Source organism: Rufibacter psychrotolerans, assembly GCF_016924645.1.
Lineage (GTDB): Bacteria > Bacteroidota > Bacteroidia > Cytophagales > Hymenobacteraceae > Nibribacter > Nibribacter psychrotolerans.
Map to the genome: position 1 here is coordinate 388,408 of NZ_JAFFJV010000001.1, position 19,230 is coordinate 407,637.

Consider the following 19,230-nt stretch of genomic DNA (forward strand, 5'->3'; position numbering starts at 1 on the left):
TATGTGAAACCATTCTTTGCCCTGGTGCCCTGGCGGAAGCCCCCGCAGCCGGCGGCAAAGTCCTGGCCGCTCCTGGCCCGGGCCCGCAGCGGTGGGGCGGTTTTAGGGGTATTTTTTGAAAAAGGGCTCTAAAACCCGCTTAGGGCCTACGCCTCCAGCACTTCTATGGTTAAGATGATCTTAAAGGTTTTGTTGTTCTTGTAGGCAATGCGGCGGGTGTGCAGGCGCATTTTGTGGTAGCCCAGCAGGGCAAAGTCATGCTCCAGCAGCTGGCCGTGCAGGTCTTTGCCCTCCAGCACCACCTGGTCCATGATGTCATGCAGGGCCGCAATGTCCCACTGGCCGTTGCCCAGGTGGTAGAGCCATTGCCCTTTGATCTGCTCAGGAATAAGCTTGAAGCGGTCAATAAAGGCCTGGCTGGCGGTTTCTACCCGCATGAGGTGGTCCATTACCACCAGGGGCTGGGGCATGAGGTCAAGGAGGGCGGTGGCGTACAGGCTGGTGGCGTCGCGGCTGGCTTCCATCTCTTTGTACGCGGTAATGTTGGTGAAGGTGAGCACCGCGCCGTTGATGAAATTGTCTACCGTGCGGTACGGGATAATGCGCATGGAGTACCACTGCTGCTCATCGGCGGTTTGCAGGTGCACCTCTTTGCTGCGCAGTTTCTCCATGACCTCCCGCACGTCTTTGGTGATGTCCTGGTACTTGAGGTTAGAGGCAATGTGCGTGATGGAGCGCCCAATGTCTGTTCTGATGAGGTTGAAGATCTGGGTGGCCTGCGGCGTGTAGTTCTTAATGTTGTTGTGCTGGTCCAGGAAGATGGTGGCTATCTCGGTGGAGTCCAGCAGGTTCTTCATGTCATTGTTGGAGTTGAGGAGCTCCTCGGTCTTGGTCTGGTACTGGAGGTTAATGGTCATGAGCTCCTCGTTGAGGGACTGCAGTTCCTCCTTGTTGGTCATAGACTCCTCATTGGTGCTTTGCAGCTCCTCATTGGCGCTCTGCAGTTCCTCATTGGTAGACTTGAGCTCTTCCAGCGAGGAGTGCATCTCCTCCACGGTGGTTTGCAGGCGTTGTTTGGTAAACTGCAGCTCCAGCTCCAGCTGGGAAATAATCTCGTCTTTCTCGCTTATCTCCTCCTGGGTTGGTTTGGTGCGGCGGGCTTTCTTCTTTTCGGTAGGCAGGTCTTCAAACACCACCATTAAGAAGTTCTTCAGGATCTCGGGCTCGGTGAGGGGCCGCACCGTCAGCCTGATGGATTGGGTGCCCAGTTCATTGCGCACCTGCACGGGCGCAACGGTCACCGTCTCGCGCAGCAGGTTGGCTTTCTGGATGGCGTTGCCCAGCTCAAAGGTGAGGCCTTCGCGGGCCATGTCAAAGAGGTTGAACTTGGCCTGCCCCGGGGCGGGCTCCAGGTAGCGGCCCGTGCGGCCGTGTATGTAAAAGATATCGCCCTTGGGGTTGACAATAACAGAGGGTGGGGCAAACTGATCTAGCATGATCCGGTGCACCGCCGAAGACATGGTAGATTCGCGCGTCACTTCAGTGGCTGGTTCTGGCAATGGTTTAACAGGTTCTGTGGTAGCAAAGGAAAAAGGAAAGTCTATGCGCGAGAGCGGCAGGGCCTGCTCACTGCGCTGGTAGATCTTCCACTTGGTATCTAGCGGGGTAAATAAGTCCTGGTAGCCCCCAATGGTTTCTGAGGAGCCCAGCAGCAGGAGCCCGTTGGGGTGCAGGGAGTAATGGAACACCGGGAACACCTTGCGCTGCAGGTCTGGGGCCAGGTAAATGAGCAGGTTGCGGCAGGTGAGCAGGTCTAGTTTGGTGAAGGGCGCGTCACGGGTAATGTTGTGCACCGCAAACACAATCTTCTCGCGCAGTTCCTTCCGCACGTGGTACTGGCTGTCTATCTTCACGAAGTGGCGTTTGAGCCGCTCCTGCGACACATCTGCGCTGATGTTCTCTGGGTAGTAGCCGTTGCGGGCCCGCTCAATGGCGTCTGGGTCAATGTCTGAGGCAAAGATCTGCACCTTGAGGTGCCGGATCTCTGCGTTTTGCTCAATGCACTCCTGCAGCAGAATGGCAATGGTGTAGGCCTCCTCGCCGGTAGAGCAGCCGGCCACCCACACCCGCACGGTGTCGCCGTCCCGTTTGTCTTCCAGCAGCCGGGGCAGGTACTTGTTCTTGAGCAGCTCAAAGGCCTCGGGGTCCCTGAAGAAGCGGGTAACCCCAATCAGGAACTCCTTGAAGAGCAGCTCCACCTCGGCTGGGGTGTCTTGCAGGTAGCGCACGTACTGGGCAAGCTGCTTGATCTGCTGCAGGCCCATGCGCCGCTCAATGCGCCGGAAAATGGTGTTGCGCTTGTACTGCGAGAAATCATGCCCGGTCTGGCTGCGGATGAGGTAAAAGATCTTCTGCAGCGCCTGGAGCGATTTCTTGCTGTCTGTGAGCATGCGGCCCACCTGGCTGGGGCTGGTGGCAAACGCCAGCAGCTTGGCGGGCATTTCCTCGGGGGGCAGCACGTAGTCCACAAAATCGGTTTTAAGGGCGCTGCGCGGCATGCTGTCTACCAGGGCGGTCTCTGGTTCCTGCACCGTTACCATGCCGTAGTTCTCCACAATGGCCCTGAGGCCGAGGGTGCCGTCTGTGCCCGCCCCCGAGAAGACCACCGCCACGGCGCGCTCGCGCAGCTCCCGGGCCAGGCTGAAGAAGAAAAAATCAATGGGCTTGCGCTGCTCTGCGGGCAACGTAGGGGCGCGTAGCCTAAAGAAGCCCTCCACCAGCTCGGTCTCCTGCAAAGGGGGCACCACGTAGACCGTTTCGTTTTCCAGCGGCAGGTGGTCCTGCACCTCTACCACGGGCAAAGGGGCGTGGCGCTGCAAAATCTCCACCATGCTGCTCTTGTACTCGGGGGCCAGGTGCGGCACCACCACAAAGGCCATGCCGGGGCTGGCCGGCACGTGTTTAAAGAAAGCCTCAAACGCATCCAAAGACCCCGCCGAGCCGCCCATGCCCACCACCAGAAAAGGCTCTTTCACCCCTGGGCGCGCCTGGCTCGCGGGGCGGGAAGCCGCCGCCGGGGTTTCTGGGGCAGCAGGGGAAGGGTGGACGTTCTTAGGAGCCATGGGAAAAAGAGAAAGGTGTAAAAGTAAAAGGCTGCGTTGGTTTTGCAGCCTCCTGGTGGTTTTAATATTTCACCCTTTGGGGCGAAGGGAACATTTAACCCCAATTTACACACTTTTGCCGCCCCGGTGCTACTTTGGGGCCAGAGACCGGCAGAAATGCCGTATTAATACGGCGCCCTGCGGTTGTTTCTTCCTGATTTTACCGGTGCCCGAAAAGAGGCCGGGGGAAGCATGGCTGTTTTCATGCGCCGTGCGTATTACTTCTGATGCGACCTAGCCCTACAACCAGCCCCAACCACCACGACATCATCGTGATTGGAACCTCTGCCGGCGGAATGGCCGTGCTCCTCAAGCTACTGGAGCAACTGCCCGGCAATTTACCGGCCTCTATCTTTATTGTGCAGCACCTGGCCCGCAACTCCAACGCCGAGATTCTGGTAGACCGCCTGAACCGCAGCACCCAGCTGGTCTGTGAGGTGGCCGAGCATGAGAAGGCCTTTGCCCCCGGGCATGTGTACTTCTGCCCTCAGGACCACCACCTGCTGCTGCAGCGCGGGCGCATGCTGGTGACCCGGGGCCCGCGCGAAAACCTGTTCCGCCCGGCCATAGACCCGCTTTTCCGGTCGGCGGCTGCGGCGTATGACTCCCGCGTGATTGGTATTATTCTCACGGGCATGCTGCAAGACGGCACCGTGGGCATGCAGGCGGTGAAGCGCAGCGGCGGCCTGACCATGGTGCAGTTGCCCGCCGAGGCCGAGTACCCCGACATGCCCCAGAGCGTGATGAACGAGATGGAGGTGGACTACACCGTGCCGGTGAGCGAGATGGGAATCTTGCTGCGGGAGCTGGTGTCCGTTCCCGCCTCCACCGACCACAAAGTGCCCGAAGACATCAGGTACGAAGCCACCATTGCCGAACGGGTCATGACCCAGGGCAACGGCCTCAGCGATGATATGGGCGTCATGGGCCCCCAGGTGCCGCTCACCTGCCCCGACTGCGGCGGCGCCCTCTGGGAAGTGAAAAACGGGCATTTAGGCCACCTGCGCTGCCACGCGGGCCACACCTTCACGCCAGAAAGTTACCTCACCGGTAACATGGAGGCCCTGGAAGAAACCATGTGGGTAGCCCTGCGCATGCTGGAAGAGCGCCGCACCATGCTCAGCTCCATGGCCGACCAGGACCGCAAACGAGGCAGCAAGTACTGGGCCAGCACCCAGGAAGAGCGCGCCGAAGAGCTCAAAGTCCACATTGAACGCATCAGGAAAGTACTGCTGGCCAGCGCCAACGCCAAAAACAACGGAACCAGCCACTTCCAATCCGATACCGACGCCGAAGCCGAAGCCGAACGCGCCTGACCCGTTTTTGCGCCCTTTTCTGGAAAACTGGTTAAAAACTAAAAAATGGGTTAAAAAGAGGTTTGGTATTTCTACAAGCATTCCCTCGCTCGCCTCCGGCGAGTGTGAGAAATAGGGCGGCCTCTGGCCGCTAGGCGGTGAGGAAGGAGTGCATGATTAAAATGAATATGAGTGCGTGTCCGGGCTTTGGGGCGGCATCTAGCCGCCAGGAGCATTCCCCGATTATTGATTCCAAAGCCAACCAACTACTACTCTCCCGCCCATCGGCCAGAGGCCGCCCCATTTCTCACACTCGCCGGAGGCGAGCGAGGGCTGTTGCTTTTCAAAGCTGATTTACTAAAAACGGGCCTAAAAAGGTGCGGGCTTTTTGGATAAGTACGTGAACAAAACTCAGTATTTATACAACCATTTCAAGGCAACATCGTTGAAATGGAAGCAATTAACAGGAGAGGTATGAAAGCGGAGGAGAAGGTGTTAAAAGCAATTTACGGATTGGTGAAAGGCGATGCCTCACCGGTCCATTTGCCGGTGTCGCCGGTGGGCGTGAGCCAGAAAACGGGCTTGCCGCTGGAGAGGGTGCTGCAATGCTGCAAGGTACTGGAAAACCACGGCTATCTCATGAGCAGCAGGGTAGGGGCAGCCTCTACGTATTACTACATCACCAAACAGGGCATTGCGGAAGTGCAGAAACCCAAACTCTCCCTTTATTTCTTCTCCACCATGGCCCCTGCCAGGCGCAGGGCCTGATGCTATCCCTCACGCTATACAGGGCAGGAGTTCTTCCTTGAAGGACCAGGTGCGCCTGTAATCCCGTGGCCCTAGCGTCACACTCTACCCACATTTCTGGAAAAACCTTTTCAAGTTGCCGCTGGAGCATCCTGACCAGCGCCTGTGCGACCCGTTAGCCTTGGAGTTCACCGGCGTGGGGGAGCATTGGCTCCCGCTGCTCCGGTACCCGAGGCATTTGAGCTGACCCCACGCGGGAGTGAAAGGCGACTGCCTAGGCGTTTTCCCAGGCACCGCAGTTTAGGGCTGTTTCGGGAAAACTAGCCCCAAAACGCGGTGCCTGGGTAACAAGGGAAGGTTATTTCATGGCGTACACTACTTCCAGCGCTTTTTCAATTTCCGCAGGGGTGTTGTAAATGCCGGGGGTGAAACGGGCGTAGGAGGTGCGGTAAGGGGCGGCCGTGCAGGTGATCTTGTGGTGGAGCAGGTGCTTGACGGTGTCCTGGGTGCTGTAGCCCTCTACCTCAAAGGCAATAATGCCGGCAGAAAGCTCATCGGACAGGGGAGTGTGCAGGGTCACGTGGGGCATGGCGGCGAGCCCTTCTTTGCAGAGGCGGTTCAGGTAGTGCACCCGCTCCCATACCTGCTCCTTGCCAATTGACTCTAAGAACTGGAAGGCCTGGGTGAGGGCCCAGCGGTGTTCCAGGGAATGGAAGCCGCCCGGCGTCATCTGCTTGCCGTCCATCTGGCTGGGGCGCTCTTCCTCGGCAATTACCACGTCCATTACCTCGGTGAAGCTGGGAATAACGGGGGTTACGTGCTGCCAGGCCTGGGTGGTGGCGGCCACCAGGCCGGTTCCCCGCGGCCCGTACGTCCATTTGTGGCACCCCGACACGAAGAAATCACAGCCCAGTTCCTGGAACGTCTCGCGCTCAATGCCAAAGCCGTGCACGCCGTCTACCAGCAGCAACACCTTATGGTCCTCGTCGCGCGACTGGTTGAGCCGGGCAATGGCCTGGGCAATCTGGGCGACGGGCGTTTTCAGGCCGGTGCTGGAGTGCACCCACGTGATGCCCACCAGGCGGGTCTGGTCCTGGATGGCGTTCATGATCGCCTCTACCATTTCCTCTGGGGTAACCTCGCTCAGGTTTTCATACATGGGCACCCGCCGGTAAGTAGCCCCGGTGCGGTACGTGGCGCCCCTGATGGATTCATGGTGGGAGTAATGGTCGTGCTCGGTGGTGAGGATTTCCTGGCCTTTGCTGAGCCCCAGCCCCGCGTAGATGGTGCCCAGGCCCATGGTGGTGCTGTCGGTCATGGCAATGTTGTCGGGTTCTGGGTGCCCGAAGTAGCGGGCGGCCGCTTCCCGGGCTTGCTGCATGAGATCGTTTTCCTGCTCCTGGGTGTAGAGCTCCGGGTCTTGGTCCAGGGCCTGGCGGTAACGGTCAATGGCTTCGCGCACCGGCTTGGGGTGCGAGGCCAGAAATTGGGAAGCGGCCAGGTGGATGTACTCTTTGCCCAGATTGAACTGGGCGCGCACCTGCTCCCAGTCTGTCTTTTGTTGTTTGGGGTAGTTGTTGGGGGCTGTCTTTGTCTGCATAGGCGTTCACGTCTGGTTCTACACTTTCATTTAGTTAACCTGGGGGAGGAGGGCACCCCAAGGGATACTCTTTCTTACAGGCTCTTGGCAAGGGATCCGAAAAGGAAAGCGTTTTAGCCCTGCTTCTGTGAAAACAGGCCTAAAACGCTTTCAGTGGGTTTTCAGGGGGAGAGGGCTATTGGTCTTCCGCCTGGCGGCCGGGCGTGTCTTCCCGCCAGATGCCCACGTAGGTGGGGGCATCGGCCTGTTTGCAGGCCCTGAACATAAGGCTGGTCACAAAGCTGAACTCCACGTTGCCCTGAGGGTCTAAGGCGATGAAGTTGCGGTCGCCCTCAATGCGGTCGGCGTACACGTGCAGGGCCTCCTGGCAGGCTTCTTTGAGCGGAAGGCCTTTGTATTTGAGGAGGGCGTACACCTCATGGGCCGTGTTGGCCAGCAAGATGCCCTCGCCGTCGCCGGTGCAGGAAACCGCGCAGACCTCGTTGTTGGCGTACACGCCGCTGCCCACAATGGGGGAGTCGCCCACCCGGCCCGGAAGCTGGTTCACCAGGCCCCCGGTAGAGGTGGCGGCGGCCAGGTTGCCGTGCATGTCCAGGGCCACGGCACCCACAGTATCATGGCCGGTGGTGGCTTCCTCTTTCTGGGCTTCTTTCAGGGCTTTCTCCTTTTCCTCGGTCAGGAAGTAGGCGTCGCCCTTCAGTTCCAGGCTGTGCTGCTTGGCAAACTCCTCGGCCCCGGGGCCGCACAGCATCACGTGTTTAGAGTCTTGCATGATGGTTTTAGCCAGCGAGATAGGATTCTTCACGTGCTGAACACCCGCCACGCAGCCGGCTTTCATGGTTTTGCCGTCCATGATGGCTGCGTCAAACTCGTGGGTGTGCTCGCTGGTGGGGCTGCCCCCTTTGCCGGCGTTGAACAGCGGGTTGTTTTCCATGCTTCGCACGGCGGCCTCCACGGCGTCAACGGCGCTGCCGCCTTCCTTTAAGATGTGCCAGCCGGCCATGACCGCGTTTTCCAGCCCTTGCTCGTATGCCGCTTGTTTGGTTTCGCCCAATTCCTCCTTGCTTTGGTTCTCGGCACCACCGTGGATGGCAATTACCCAATTATTTCCCATGTATGTGTTGTTTTAGTCCCTCTGGCGCAGGGCCAGGGCGCCCTTATGTACGGGCCGGAGGAGGGGCAGTTCGCTTGATAAATACTGAAATAATACCAGAACTTTTACGGATTCTGCTTTACGGGGGGCCAGAGGCCCCAACCACCAATGGAGAAGGGCCAGCGCCAGGGAAAGGAGGGAACAGGGCGTTTAAGGCCTATTTTACGCGAAACGGGCAAAATTCAGTGTTTTTGCAGCCCAATTGCCGTGTTTGTTCCGGCACTTTCCAATGCCCCTAGGGCGTATAACAGCTTGATGGATGCCCCCAAATAGAACAATTAGAAGTTTTGGTGCCCGGGGCTGTGTCTGGTTAAAACTCAACGTCTATGATGGTACATCCTAAGCACGGCAAAAGCTGGCGGCCCCCTTCTGCGGCCTCGGTCAGCGGCAGGAAGCAGGCCAAATGGTGGTCTGCCCGGCCCAGGCAGCCCGGCCCGGCCAAGCAGGTGGCCAGGAAGCGTACCAGCACCCCCTGAAAAGAATGGATGGTAAAACCCTTACATATGCAAAAGATTAAGGTAGAGGAGATAGCGGGTAAATTGGTGGTTTTACTGCAGGATGACGTGGATGCGGCCGACCAGCGGCTGGCTTTGCTCTGGCAACGGCCCGGGCAGTACCATCTCTGGGTAGACTGTGCCCACCTGGCCTGCGTGCAGCGGCTGGGGTTCGGGCATTTCATCAGTCAGTTGCTCCTGCTCAGAAAAGTAGTGGAAAAAATTACCCTCCTGAACCTGAGCCAGAAACAGCACAGGCTGGTAGCGCTACTGCAACTAAGTCAGTTTTTTTCAGTAGTACCCCAGGTTGCCCCGGCCTGCCCCCGGGTAGAGCCCCCTGGGCCTGCTGCCGCAAACAGGCGGGTACGCCGGGTGAGCCAGCAGGAAAGGGCCGGAGAGTTTAACTAAGAACAGTAGAAAAGAAAGAGACGAGAAAGCATGCAAGTGGAGCGATTCAGTGATTTGGAGGAGGCGCTGGCGTATTACCGCCAGCAAGGGTTTGTGCATGTGTTTGAATGTTGTGCGCAGGGCTGGCAGTGCCGGGAACTAGACCAGGTCTTTTGCCCCGAGGCAGTGCAGATTGACACCTGCCAGCGGTTCCAACGGTGCGGCGGCACGCACAAGGTGGCGGTGCTCTACACCGTAGTGGCCCCGGGCGGCACCAAAGGCATTATCCTGGACAACTGCTCTACCTACGGCGATGTGTTATTTGGCGAGTACCTGGTGCGCATGAAACTGCGGCAACTGCAGCCCGCCCCGGCCCATAGGTACGCCAGCTAAGGGGAGCCTGCAGAAGTAGCCAACCGTTACGCCTGGGTAAACCACACCATCTTTTCCCAGAGCTGGTTGAACTCGGTGGTGTAGCCCCGCACCACCTGGCGGTCGGCGGTGACCAGCACGTTTTCATGGTTGTACAGGGCGGCGCTTCGGGTCCAGTTGTAGCTGCCGGTGAGCACGTAGTGGTGGTCTATGATGGCAAACTTGTGGTGCATGTGGTTAGAAGAGGCATCTACCTTCACCTGAACGCCCGCCTGGGCCAGTTGCCTGATGTCTGACCCCTTGTCGTAGAGTTTCTCGTTGTCGGTGACCAGTTGGATGCTGATTCCTTTGGCGTGGGCCGCCAGAATGGCCCGGGTAATGCGGTCATCGGAAATGGTGAACACACAGATCTTCAAAGACGAAGTAGCCGCCTGAATGCTCTGCAAGATGGCCTGCAAACACGCCTCGCCGGGACTGAAGTACGCTCCGCAAGCCAGTTTGGCCGGGGAAGAGAAGAAAGGAAGTCTGAACGCCATGCGCCTGGTCTGTAAGTTGCGGGGCAAAGCTAGGCAGAAACCTTGCAGATGCTTCCCGCCCCCGGCTGGTTTTACCCCAAGTTTTAAAAAACGGCCCTAAAACTCCCATCCGCCAAAGGCGAAAGACCCGCTGCTTTCCCCCGGACACTCGCCGGGAGGCTCCCCTTTGGGTACCGCCCGGACCCAATGAAGTACCTGTGGATGGGCCTGGGGAAAGGGAGAAATATCGTTTATTCCCTATTTTCAGGAAATTGCCCTAAAAGTAGAAGAAGAGGTAGTTTTGGTTAGAAGTAAGGATGAATTAGCGGCTTTCAGGCAGAAAGTATTGCGGTTGGGCTTTTCGCGGTGGCAATAAATCATTAATTTTAGCTTTAACCGTTGGAATTGTAGACGCTAATCTTCCCTTTATGAAAGCTTTTTCCCTCTCCCTGCTTTTGAGTGTTCTGGTAGTGGCCGCTGCCCAGGCCCAGACCCCGGCTCCGGCCAAAACCCGCGCCAACTACACGCTACAGCAACAGTTCAGCAACCTGAAGTACCGTTCCTCTACCCAGATTCAGTACAACCAGCCGTACAAAGTGGTGAAGCAGGCCAACCTGGATGCCTTCTTCCAGAACGTGCAGGACACGCTCAGGGCCCGCCAGCAAAGCATCAGGAACGCCGCCAAGGAAACCGCCGCCAAGCTGGCCGCCACCCAGCAGGAACTGGAGAAGCAGAAAGCCCAGGTACAGGCCCTGCAGGAGGTAAATGCCCAGAAAGACAGACAGATTCAGCAGGGCGCGCATGACGTGGCCAGCCTGTCGGTGCTGGGCCTTGACATGAACAAGCAGGTATACGTCATCATCAGCTTGCTGGCCATTGTGGCGTTGGGCATTGTGACCGCCGTGTTCGCCTACCTGTACAAGAACAGCAACAACGTGACCCAGGAGAAAATACGGGCCTACGACGAGCTCACCGAGGAGTTTAAGAACCACAAGCAATTGGCCCGCGAAAAAGAGGTAAAGCTCAAGCGCGACCACCAGTCAGAAGCCAACAAAGTGGAAGAGCTGAAGCAGGAACTGGCCGAGCTCCGGAAGCGGGTAGCCATGTAATTTCCGGGCACAAGCTCCGCCCGGCAAACCGGTTTTCTGTTTAAATGTCTTTGATGGCCCTGCCGCCAGGAGGTTCTCCTTGAGCTCTTGGCGGCAGGGCTTTTTTTGTGCTGATTTTCCCAAAACAACTCCAAAACATAGCCGGGCAGAGGACTTCCATAAAGTAGCCTGCTCATTCCCGCTCATCTGCCTGCCTGGGCCAAAGGGGCTTCAATTTCCGGCGATTACCCTTATCTTGCCGAGTTGATTACCCAATGATTTTTCTTTCCTTCCGGATATGGATTTAACCGAACCTAAGATCCCGCAGGCGCCCACCGCCCAGGGACACCCCAGGCAGCTCTACATGCTGTTCTTCACCGAAATGTGGGAGCGCTTTTCTTTCTACGGCATGAAAGCCCTCTTGCTGGCCTTCATGATCTCTGAGCTTAAATTTGACGAACCCAAAGGATACGCCATCCTGGGCTCGTACGCCGCCCTGGTGTACACCATGCCCATGTTCGGCGGCATGATGGCCGACCGGTTCCTGGGCGCCCGCAAGGCCGTGCTGTTTGGCGGTATTCTCATGACCATTGGGCACCTGGTGCTGGCCCTGCCGCAGGACTGGAGCTTTTTCTACGGCATGGCCTTCATCATCTGCGGCAACGGCTTCTTCAAACCCAACATCTCCAGCCTGGTGGGCACCCTCTACAGTGACAATGACCCGCGTAAGGACAGCGCATTCTCCATCTTCTACATGGGCATTAACATTGGCGCGGCCCTGGGCGGCTTGCTCTGCGGGTACGTGGGGCAGCAGATCAGCTGGCACTATGGCTTTGGCCTGGCGGGGCTGTTCATGATCCTGGGCCTGGTGGTGTTTGCCCTGGGCAGGAAGTCTCTGCAGCACCGGGGCTTGCCGCCCCACCCCGAGGACCTGAAAAAGCCGGTGTTTGCCGGCCTGAGCAAGGAAGTAGTGATCTACGGCGCCACCCTTGGGGTGATTCCCCTGATTGTGGCGCTCTTCCACCGCTATGAACTCATGGACTACATCATGTTCGGGCTGGGCGGTATTTCGGTGGTGTACATCCTGACCTTCGCCTTTACCATGGGCACCGAGGTGCGCAACAAGCTCTTCGCGGCCCTTATCCTGACTATTTCCTCTACCTTGTTCTGGGCGTTTTACGAGCAGAATGCCGGCTCTTTGAACTTGTTTGCCATGCGCAACGTGGACATGCACGTGGCGGGGGTTGACCTGCCCGCCCTGGCGGTGAACAACTTCCTGCCGCCGGCCTGGGTCATTGCCCTCAGCTTTCTGTTCTCCAGGCTGTGGCCCTTCCTGAACCGCCGGGGCCTGGAGCCCAACACGCCCAGCAAGTTCGGGCTGTCGTTTGTGTTCATGGGCATGGGCTTCTACGTGTTTTACCTGGGTTGCGCCACCAACCAGGCCACCGGCTTAATTCCGCTGTACACCTTTGTGGCGGGCTATTTCTTTATTATCTGCGGGGAGCTCTGCATTTCGCCCATCGGGCTGTCCATGATCACCAAGCTGTCGCCGGCCAAGATTGTGGCGCTCATGATGGGCATCTGGTTCTTTGCCAGCGCCATTGGCGAGTACCTGGCCAGCAAGATTGGGGCCCTCATGAGCGTGCCGGCCGGGGTGGTGGATAATCCGGTCTTGTCGTTGCCGTACTACGCCACCATCCTGAACCAGATTGGCCTGTGGTCGGCTGGCATAGGGGTGGCCCTGCTTTGCCTCGGGTTTTTCATCCGGAAGCTGATGGGCGAGGTACGCTAAGCACAGGTGGAAAGCCGCCGCAACGGGAGCAGGAATTTTGTTTTCTGCTCCCGTTCTTTTTTCTAACTTACCAAACCTCCACCAACCACAGACAAACTATGGAACTGAACCACAAACTACTGCGGCAGTTTGAGCAAGAGGCCGCCAACACCAGAAAAATGCTGGAACGGGTACCCCAGGAACACTTTGACTGGAAGCCCCACGCCAAAAGCATGACCCTGAAGCGCCTGGCGGGCCACGTGGCCGAGTTGCCGGGCATGTTCATTGCCAGGGTGCTGCAAACCGAGGAGCATGACTTCCAGAAAACCCAGTACACTCCCTTTGACGGCACTACCCACCAGGAGCTGATGCAGTTGTTTGAGGATAGTTACCAGAAAGCCGTGAAGGCACTCAATGACACCAACGTGGTGGAGATTGCCAAAACCTGGACCCTGCGCCACGGGGAGCACGTGATCCTTTCGGCGCCCCGGCAGGTGTTTATCCGCACCCTGGCCATGAACCACATCATCCATCACCGGGGGCAGTTGTCGGTGTACCTGCGCTTGCTGGACGTTCCGGTGCCCGGCATGTACGGCCCCACCGCCGATGAGAACTTCCCCCTCTAAGTACCCCGTTTCTACTTTTGAATAAAGTTGGAAGCTGTTTTAGGGCTGCTTTTCCCCAGGTAGCCCTAAAACAGCCTTCCCGTGTTTATCTCCCCTAAAATGAAGCAACTGCTCTTCTTGCTGGCCCTGGCCCTGGTTGGCTCTGCCGCCGTGAGCCAGACCAAACCCCTGGAACTTCCGCTGTACGAAGGCAAGATTCCCAATGAAGTGCCCGGCCCCAACCAGGAAGCCCGCGAGGTGAGGGCCGATGGTACCGTGAGCGTCACCAAGGTGCGGCAACCCACCCTCACCGTTTTTCTGCCGGCCAAAGAAAAAGCCACCGGAACCGCGGTCATCATTTGCCCGGGCGGCGGCTACACCAAGCTGGCCGCCAGCCACGAAGGCACCGATGTGGCCCAAAAGTTTGCCGAGCAGGGAGTGGCCGCGTTTGTGGTGAAATACCGCCTGCCCCACGCGGCCGTTTCCTCGGTCCCGGAGCTGGCGCCCCTTCAGGATGCCCAGCAGGCGCTGCGGGTAGTGCGCAAACGGGCCAAAGAATGGAACGTAGACCCTGCGCGGGTGGGCATCATGGGCTTTTCGGCGGGCGGACATCTGGCGTCAACGGCCGGCACGCACTTTGCCCAGGCCCATATTGCCAACCCAGAAAACCTTTCGCTGCGGCCAGATTTCATGATGCTAATTTACCCGGTCATCAGCAGTGACCCGGCCATCAGCCACAAGGGCTCCTTTGAGATGCTGCTGGGCAAGCAAGCCCCCGCCGAAAAACTGAAGGCCTACTCCAACGAAGGACGCGTGACCGCGCAGACGCCGCCCACCTTTCTGGTGCACGCCTCAGACGACAAGGCCGTGCCGGCCCAGAACAGCGTGGTGTTCTACCAGGCCCTGCTCCGGCACAAGATTCCCGCCGAGATGCACCTGTACCAGAACGGAGGCCACGGTTTTGGGATGAACAACAAGACCACCCAGGATCTTTGGTTTGACCGCGGCCTGCATTGGCTGCAGAGCAATGGGCTGCTGCCGGCGGCCAGACAGTAAGCCCTGTTTTGGGGCTACTTTGGCAAAAACGCATAAAAAAAGCCTCTCCAACCGGAGAGGCTTTTCAATGTCTTTATATTGTAAGACTAAGCAAGTTGTACGTTAACGGCGTTTAGTCCTTTTTTGCCTTCTTTCAGCTCAAAAGTTACCTCGTCGTTTTCCCTGATCTCGTCAATCAAATTAGAAACGTGCACGAAGTACTCCTGATTTGATGCGGTGTCTTTAATAAAACCGAAGCCTTTCTCGGTATTAAAGAACTTTACTTTTCCTTGATTCATGTTGTTGTTCATTGTACCCTTATGACATACGCCGGCCTGGTTTCGTTCACTTTCCCGTAAAATAACCCGGAAACGTACCGGAGGCCGGTGCGCAAGCCCAAAGCCGATTCCTGCCTCCCGGCGGGTAGCCGCACAAAAAAAGCCCCTCCGTGCAGGAGGGGCTTTTGGCAATATGTCTTTATAGCGAAAGACTAAGCACGCTTTACGTTGATGGCGTTTAGTCCTTTTCTTCCTTCCTGAAGATCATAGACTACCTCGTCGTTTTCTCTGATTTCATCTACCAAGCCAGAAACGTGTACGAAGTACTCCTGATTTGAATTGTTGTCTTTGATAAAGCCGAACCCTTTAGAGTCGTTGAAGAATTTTACTGTTCCTTGATTCATAATGTTGTTAAATATACAGCTACTACGCCCAAAGGTAGGCATTAGTTCAGAACTGGCTAGAAAAAGTTAAATTTTATTTTGGTTAAGTAAAATATAGAGAGATTATGCGCTTTTGTAGGTTTTGGTCTTGAATAACCGTACCTTTGTACCGGAAAGCAATCATTATCTCCTTTCTCCCGCCCAGGGCTGCCCCCGGCGGAAAGCATTCTGATAATCCTTGAACACCTACGCCGTAGGTGTTGCCCGCCAAAGCCCCTCATCTGTTCTTTTCTACATCTGACCGGCTTTACCTCCTTACCTGATTCCAGACCCTTGATTGGCGTGTTTCTGCCCCAGAAACCACCAGTAAGCGCTGGCGCCCTGGTCTGGGACAGGCTGACTTTCTTTCATGCCGGCACCGCCCCGGCACCAACCCTGAGTAGGCAGGGCGCGTAGGCTTATTATTTCATTTTATACCACTCTATGGCAAGATCACAGAACAGTTTCCTGAAAAAACAACTAGAGCAGAAAAGACTCAAAAAGAAAAAAGACAAAGAAGAGCGCAAGCAGGAGCGCAAAGAAAACTCGGCCGGCGGCAGTTTAGACGACATGATCATGTACGTTGACGAGAACGGCAACTTCTCTTCTACTCCGCCTGAGAAAAAGAAAGAAGAGTAAGCCAGTACCTGGCCACCCACGCCCAGCGCCTTCCGGGCTATTGGTTCCCTGTTGCATTGCTGCAGGCCAAAGCCTGGGTGCTCTGCCGCGGGCAGGGGCTGGTCTTCTAAAATAAACCCGCGTAAATCTGTATCGGATGAATTAATACGTACGTATCATTCGTTACTTATACAAGAATGTTATGGATTTGATTGACGATTGCCGTTGAGAGAGCTCTGTAGCCTTGTTTCAACTAAATCGTCTGTATGGCCACGCCAAAATTCATTGCCCCCTCCACCTCCTTTTATTCAGAACTAAAGGCCCGTACCAACGCCTACTTCACTGAGGCGGGCAGCCACCCTACGGGAAACTATACCCTGTACATCAAAGCCGCCGTGCTGCTTACCGGCATGGTGCTGTTGTACCTGCACCTGGTGTTCTTCACGCCGCCGGCCTGGCTGGCGGTGCTGGAATGTATCTTAATGGGTGGGGTTACTGCCGCCATTGGCTTCAACATCATGCACGACGGCGGCCACGGCAGCTTCAGCAAGAAAAAGTGGGTGAATGAGTGGGCCGGGCTTACCCTTAACGTGCTAGGAGCCAACATCCACATGTGGACCACCAAGCACAACATCATCCACCACACCTACACCAACATTGACGGGGTAGACGATGACCTGGACGCCAAACCCTTCCTGCGCCTGTGCGAAAACCAGGAGCACCTGAAGATTCACCGCTACCAGCATTTCTATTTCTGGGGCGCCTACGCCATGCTCTACCTGTACTGGATCTTCTTCACCGACTACGTGAAGTACTTTACCCAGAAAGTGGGCGATATTCCGCTCAAGAAAATGACCCGCAAAGACCACCTGTCTTTCTGGGGCTTCAAGGTAGTGCATTTTGTGCTGTTTGTGGTGGTGCCAATCTACACGGTAGGGTTTCTGCCCTGGCTGGTGGGGTTCCTGATCTACGGCATGTTTACCGGCTTGGTCCTGAGCATTGTCTTCCAGCTGGCCCATACGGTAGAGCATGCGCACTTTCCTATGCCCACCCAGACCACCAACCGCATTGAAGACGAGTGGGCGCTGCACCAACTCAAAACCACGGCCAACTTCGCCACCAAGAACAAGGTGGTTTCCTGGCTGACCGGCGGGCTTAACTTCCAGATTGAGCACCACCTGTTCCCGCGCATTTCGCACGTGCATTACCCGGCCATCAGTGAGATCATCAAGAAAACCTGCGCGGAGTTTGGCGTTACTTACCATGAGTACCCCAAGACCAGGACCGCCATCCTGTCGCACATTGCGCACCTGAGGCAACTGGCCCTGCAGCCAGTGCAGGCTGCTTAAAAAGCAACGTAGTTCGCACCGCGCATCGCTCAACTAACTGTTTTGGGTTGCTGCTACATTTCATATTAAAACAAATCGGCCGCTCTGGAATACCAGAGCGGCCGATTTGTTTTGGGGCTGTTTCCTGCAGAATGCCCCTGAAACAGGCTACAGTTGTTTGGGTTGCAGGTAGCGCTCAAAGAACTCGTAGGTGCGCAGCATCTGGTCTATGCGCTGGCGGTTGTTGCCGGTACGGGTAATCTCATGGGTGGCCCCGGGGTGGCGCACGTACTCTACCGGGCGGTTCAGGATCTTGAGGCTCTTGTACAGCATCTCGCTCTGGATCACGCCGGTGCGCAGGTCGTTCTCGCCGTGGAAGATGATGAGCGGCGTGGTGATGTTCTCCACGTACGTGAGCGGTGACTCCCGCTGGATGAGCGCCCTGTGCTGGGCTTCCCAGGGATAGCCCCCGAAGTAATTGGGCACCAGCCGCCAGGCGTTGCCTTCCCCGAAGAACGTGCTCAGGTCATACACGCCGCGCTGGGAGCAGGCCGCCTTGAAGCGCTTGTCATGCCCCAGAATCCAGGACACCAGGTAACCGCCGTACGAGCCGCCCGTCACGGCCAGCCGGGCTGTGTCAGCCCAGCCTTCGGCCACGGTTTTGTCCAGGGCGGTGAGCACATCGCTGGCCGGGCCGGCGCCCCAGTCTTTCACGTTGCCCCGCATGAAGGCCTCGCCGTAGCCGCCCGAGCCGCGCGGGTTGGCGTAGACCACCCCGTAGCCGCGAGCGGTGAAGTACTGGTACTCATGCCACATGCTGCTTTCGCCGGGGCCCCACATGGCGGTTGGCCCCCCGTGAATTTCCAGCAGCAGCGGATATTTCTGGCCGGCCACGTAGTTGGTGGGCTTCATGACCCAGTACTCCACAGTCTGACCGATGGAGTTGGTGAAGGTGTGCTTCTCGGGCTGGCTCAGCTTTTTGTCCTTCACCCAGTCGTGGTTGAACGAGGTAAGGCGCTGGGCTTTCTTGCCATCGGCGGCAGCCGCGTAGAGCTCATTGGGGTTGGCCACCTCGGTCTTCACAAACACCAGCTGGTTCTTCTTCAGGTCAAAGCTGCCCACGCCGCTGTTGAAATCGGTGAGCTGGGTTACTTTTTTGCTCTGCAGGTCGGCGCGGTTCAGGATTACGCCACCGTTGGAAGGGGAGGTAAAGTACACCGCCTTGTCTTTCTCGTCCCAGGTGAGATTGCTTTTGTTGCGGTCATAGGAGATGAGGGTGAAGGAGGCCGTGCTTCCGTTGAGGGGCATCACCGCCAGGGTGGGAACGGCCACCTGCCCCACGGGGCTCACCTGAAACGCGAGCCACTTGCCAGACGGCGAAACCGAAACGCTGGTAAAGGAGCTGCCCGGTTTGTGCACCAGGGGCTTGAGGCCGGTGCCGTTGGTGTTCACCACGTAAATGGCGCTTTCCTGCGCGCGGGCAGGATTGGTGGTTTCATCGGCGTTGCCCTGGAACACCACCTGGCTGCCGTTACCGGCAAAGTGGGCCCCGGAGCTGGAGAGAAACCCGGGCGTGAGGTCTCTGGGCGTGGCCCCCGGTTTGGCGTCCATGAGGAAAATGTGAGAGAGGTTCACGTTGGCCGAGGTGGTGGCTTCCTCCTGGAAGGCGAGCTGGTTGATCACCTTGGCTTTGTTGTCTTTCTCGTTCTGGTCCAGATAACTGCGCACCTCGGCCAGCGATCCGTCTGGGTTGGGCCTGGCCGCGTTGGGGCGCAGGTGCTCGTTCTGGAAGAAACCGGGCTTCTCATACGACCATTTGGGCAGGTCGCGGCCAGGATTGAGGAGCGAGTCGGCCAGCAGTTCGTTCAGCTTCAGGCCCGAGGTAAACAAGATCTGCTGCCCGTTGGGGCTCCAGCGGGGCTGGCTGGCGCCGTACTTAAAGGTGGTGAGCTGCAGGGGTTCGCCCCCGGCGAAGGAGAGCAGGAAAATCTGCGGCTTGCCCTCCGTGACGCGCACAAAGGCCAGCTGCTTGCCGTCGGGACTCCAGGCGGGTTGGGTGGCGCTGCTGCCGCCGTAGGTGAGCTGGCGGGCCGGGGCGCTGCCGTTGCTGGGCTGCAGGTAAAGCTGCGTCATGTACTTGTACTCGTGTTTCTGGGCCGGGTCTGGCTCAATGCTGGTCACGGTGTAGGCTACCTGCCGCCCGTCGGGCGAGAGGGCCACGGCCCCAATCTGTTTGATCTTGAGCAGGTCGGTGACCTGGATGAGCGGGTTGGTGCCCTGGGCCGAAACCCACGTAAGGCTGGCCCACCAAAGGAGCAGGAAGACGGTAAGGCGTTTGTTCATGTTTGCAGGGTGTGGTGA

18 protein-coding genes are annotated in these 19,230 nt (G+C 57.5%); 11 read left to right on the forward strand and 7 right to left on the reverse strand.

Annotation, left to right across the window (positions count from 1 at the left end; all coding sequences use genetic code 11):
- Positions 1-146: 146 nt before the first annotated feature.
- On the reverse strand, positions 147-3,122 hold the full coding sequence (locus JT718_RS01535) for a CheR family methyltransferase (RefSeq protein ID WP_205499905.1): 2,976 nt from the start codon (positions 3,120-3,122) through the stop codon (positions 147-149).
- Positions 3,123-3,388: 266 nt separating this feature from the next.
- Here JT718_RS01535 and JT718_RS01540 point away from each other — a divergent pair, with 266 nt between their 5' ends.
- Together JT718_RS01540 and JT718_RS01545 are read left to right on the forward strand one after the other, a co-directional pair.
- Positions 3,389-4,477, forward strand: coding sequence for a chemotaxis protein CheB (locus JT718_RS01540; RefSeq protein ID WP_205499906.1), 1,089 nt, complete (start codon positions 3,389-3,391; stop codon positions 4,475-4,477).
- A 453-nt stretch (positions 4,478-4,930) separates the two neighbouring features.
- Positions 4,931-5,224 carry a hypothetical protein gene (locus JT718_RS01545; RefSeq protein ID WP_205499907.1) on the forward strand — a complete coding sequence of 98 codons (294 nt, stop codon included), beginning with the start codon at positions 4,931-4,933 and terminating at the stop codon, positions 5,222-5,224.
- 337 nt (positions 5,225-5,561) lie between these two features.
- On the opposite strand, the gene JT718_RS01550 is transcribed toward JT718_RS01545, so the two are convergent.
- Both JT718_RS01550 and JT718_RS01555 read right to left on the reverse strand, forming a co-directional pair.
- A complete protein-coding gene (locus tag JT718_RS01550) occupies positions 5,562-6,803 on the reverse strand; it encodes an aminotransferase class V-fold PLP-dependent enzyme (protein WP_205499908.1) in 1,242 nt (413 codons plus the stop codon).
- Between the two features lie 175 nt (positions 6,804-6,978).
- Complete coding sequence (locus JT718_RS01555; RefSeq protein ID WP_205499909.1) at positions 6,979-7,917, reverse strand: isoaspartyl peptidase/L-asparaginase family protein; 939 nt, start codon at positions 7,915-7,917, stop codon at positions 6,979-6,981.
- A gap of 365 nt (positions 7,918-8,282) precedes the next feature.
- Here JT718_RS01555 and JT718_RS01560 point away from each other — a divergent pair, with 365 nt between their 5' ends.
- The 3 genes from JT718_RS01560 to JT718_RS01570 are packed head-to-tail and all read left to right on the forward strand — an operon-like array spanning position 8,283 to position 9,230.
- On the forward strand, positions 8,283-8,432 hold the full coding sequence (locus tag JT718_RS01560) for a hypothetical protein (protein WP_205499910.1): 150 nt from the start codon (positions 8,283-8,285) through the stop codon (positions 8,430-8,432).
- A gap of 27 nt (positions 8,433-8,459) precedes the next feature.
- Entirely contained in the window at positions 8,460-8,858 is a 399-nt protein-coding gene (locus tag JT718_RS01565; RefSeq protein WP_205499911.1) for a hypothetical protein, read from the forward strand.
- Positions 8,859-8,888: 30 nt separating this feature from the next.
- Positions 8,889-9,230, forward strand: a complete 342-nt coding sequence (locus JT718_RS01570) for a hypothetical protein (RefSeq protein ID WP_205499912.1) — start codon at positions 8,889-8,891, stop codon at positions 9,228-9,230.
- Positions 9,231-9,256: 26 nt separating this feature from the next.
- Here the strand turns inward: JT718_RS01570 and JT718_RS01575 are convergent, their stop codons facing one another.
- Complete coding sequence (locus tag JT718_RS01575) at positions 9,257-9,745, reverse strand: phospholipase D-like domain-containing protein (protein WP_205499913.1); 489 nt, start codon at positions 9,743-9,745, stop codon at positions 9,257-9,259.
- Positions 9,746-10,152: 407 nt separating this feature from the next.
- On the opposite strand from JT718_RS01575, the gene JT718_RS01580 reads away from it, so the two are divergent.
- The 4 genes from JT718_RS01580 (at position 10,153) to JT718_RS01595 (ending at position 14,244) form a co-directional block, all read left to right on the forward strand.
- Complete coding sequence (locus tag JT718_RS01580) at positions 10,153-10,833, forward strand: hypothetical protein (RefSeq protein WP_205499914.1); 681 nt, start codon at positions 10,153-10,155, stop codon at positions 10,831-10,833.
- Positions 10,834-11,110: 277 nt separating this feature from the next.
- The gene (locus JT718_RS01585) at positions 11,111-12,604 is read left to right on the forward strand and encodes a peptide MFS transporter (RefSeq protein ID WP_205499915.1); all 1,494 of its coding nucleotides are present in this window, start codon (positions 11,111-11,113) and stop codon (positions 12,602-12,604) included.
- 98 nt (positions 12,605-12,702) lie between these two features.
- On the forward strand, positions 12,703-13,209 hold the full coding sequence (locus JT718_RS01590) for a DinB family protein (RefSeq protein WP_205499916.1): 507 nt from the start codon (positions 12,703-12,705) through the stop codon (positions 13,207-13,209).
- Between the two features lie 99 nt (positions 13,210-13,308).
- Complete coding sequence (locus JT718_RS01595; protein WP_205499917.1) at positions 13,309-14,244, forward strand: alpha/beta hydrolase; 936 nt, start codon at positions 13,309-13,311, stop codon at positions 14,242-14,244.
- Between the two features lie 86 nt (positions 14,245-14,330).
- Here JT718_RS01595 and JT718_RS01600 read toward each other — a convergent pair whose 3' ends face one another.
- Together JT718_RS01600 and JT718_RS01605 are read right to left on the reverse strand one after the other, a co-directional pair.
- The gene (locus JT718_RS01600; RefSeq protein ID WP_205499918.1) at positions 14,331-14,522 is read right to left on the reverse strand and encodes a cold-shock protein; all 192 of its coding nucleotides are present in this window, start codon (positions 14,520-14,522) and stop codon (positions 14,331-14,333) included.
- A gap of 191 nt (positions 14,523-14,713) precedes the next feature.
- Positions 14,714-14,905 (reverse strand): cold-shock protein, encoded by a 192-nt coding sequence (locus JT718_RS01605; RefSeq protein ID WP_062542011.1) that lies wholly within the window; start codon positions 14,903-14,905, stop codon positions 14,714-14,716.
- A 462-nt stretch (positions 14,906-15,367) separates the two neighbouring features.
- On the opposite strand from JT718_RS01605, the gene JT718_RS01610 reads away from it, so the two are divergent.
- Together JT718_RS01610 and JT718_RS01615 are read left to right on the forward strand one after the other, a co-directional pair.
- Entirely contained in the window at positions 15,368-15,562 is a 195-nt protein-coding gene (locus JT718_RS01610) for a cold-shock protein (protein ID WP_205499919.1), read from the forward strand.
- Positions 15,563-15,807: 245 nt separating this feature from the next.
- Positions 15,808-16,890, forward strand: coding sequence for a fatty acid desaturase family protein (locus JT718_RS01615; RefSeq protein ID WP_205499920.1), 1,083 nt, complete (start codon positions 15,808-15,810; stop codon positions 16,888-16,890).
- Between the two features lie 147 nt (positions 16,891-17,037).
- Here JT718_RS01615 and JT718_RS01620 read toward each other — a convergent pair whose 3' ends face one another.
- Positions 17,038-19,212, reverse strand: a complete 2,175-nt coding sequence (locus tag JT718_RS01620; RefSeq protein ID WP_205499921.1) for a S9 family peptidase — start codon at positions 19,210-19,212, stop codon at positions 17,038-17,040.
- Positions 19,213-19,230: the final 18 nt, after the last annotated feature.

Coding starts and splice junctions, on each gene's coding strand:
- JT718_RS01535 (WP_205499905.1), bottom strand. CDS start 3,122: ATGGCTCCTAAGAACGTCCACCCTTCCCCTGCTGCCCCAGAAACCCCG.
- JT718_RS01540 (WP_205499906.1), top strand. CDS start 3,389: ATGCGACCTAGCCCTACAACCAGCCCCAACCACCACGACATCATCGTG.
- JT718_RS01545 (WP_205499907.1), top strand. CDS start 4,931: ATGAAAGCGGAGGAGAAGGTGTTAAAAGCAATTTACGGATTGGTGAAA.
- JT718_RS01550 (WP_205499908.1), bottom strand. CDS start 6,803: ATGCAGACAAAGACAGCCCCCAACAACTACCCCAAACAACAAAAGACA.
- JT718_RS01555 (WP_205499909.1), bottom strand. CDS start 7,917: ATGGGAAATAATTGGGTAATTGCCATCCACGGTGGTGCCGAGAACCAA.
- JT718_RS01560 (WP_205499910.1), top strand. CDS start 8,283: ATGATGGTACATCCTAAGCACGGCAAAAGCTGGCGGCCCCCTTCTGCG.
- JT718_RS01565 (WP_205499911.1), top strand. CDS start 8,460: ATGCAAAAGATTAAGGTAGAGGAGATAGCGGGTAAATTGGTGGTTTTA.
- JT718_RS01570 (WP_205499912.1), top strand. CDS start 8,889: ATGCAAGTGGAGCGATTCAGTGATTTGGAGGAGGCGCTGGCGTATTAC.
- JT718_RS01575 (WP_205499913.1), bottom strand. CDS start 9,745: ATGGCGTTCAGACTTCCTTTCTTCTCTTCCCCGGCCAAACTGGCTTGC.
- JT718_RS01580 (WP_205499914.1), top strand. CDS start 10,153: ATGAAAGCTTTTTCCCTCTCCCTGCTTTTGAGTGTTCTGGTAGTGGCC.
- JT718_RS01585 (WP_205499915.1), top strand. CDS start 11,111: ATGGATTTAACCGAACCTAAGATCCCGCAGGCGCCCACCGCCCAGGGA.
- JT718_RS01590 (WP_205499916.1), top strand. CDS start 12,703: ATGGAACTGAACCACAAACTACTGCGGCAGTTTGAGCAAGAGGCCGCC.
- JT718_RS01595 (WP_205499917.1), top strand. CDS start 13,309: ATGAAGCAACTGCTCTTCTTGCTGGCCCTGGCCCTGGTTGGCTCTGCC.
- JT718_RS01600 (WP_205499918.1), bottom strand. CDS start 14,522: ATGAATCAAGGAAAAGTAAAGTTCTTTAATACCGAGAAAGGCTTCGGT.
- JT718_RS01605 (WP_062542011.1), bottom strand. CDS start 14,905: ATGAATCAAGGAACAGTAAAATTCTTCAACGACTCTAAAGGGTTCGGC.
- JT718_RS01610 (WP_205499919.1), top strand. CDS start 15,368: ATGGCAAGATCACAGAACAGTTTCCTGAAAAAACAACTAGAGCAGAAA.
- JT718_RS01615 (WP_205499920.1), top strand. CDS start 15,808: ATGGCCACGCCAAAATTCATTGCCCCCTCCACCTCCTTTTATTCAGAA.
- JT718_RS01620 (WP_205499921.1), bottom strand. CDS start 19,212: ATGAACAAACGCCTTACCGTCTTCCTGCTCCTTTGGTGGGCCAGCCTT.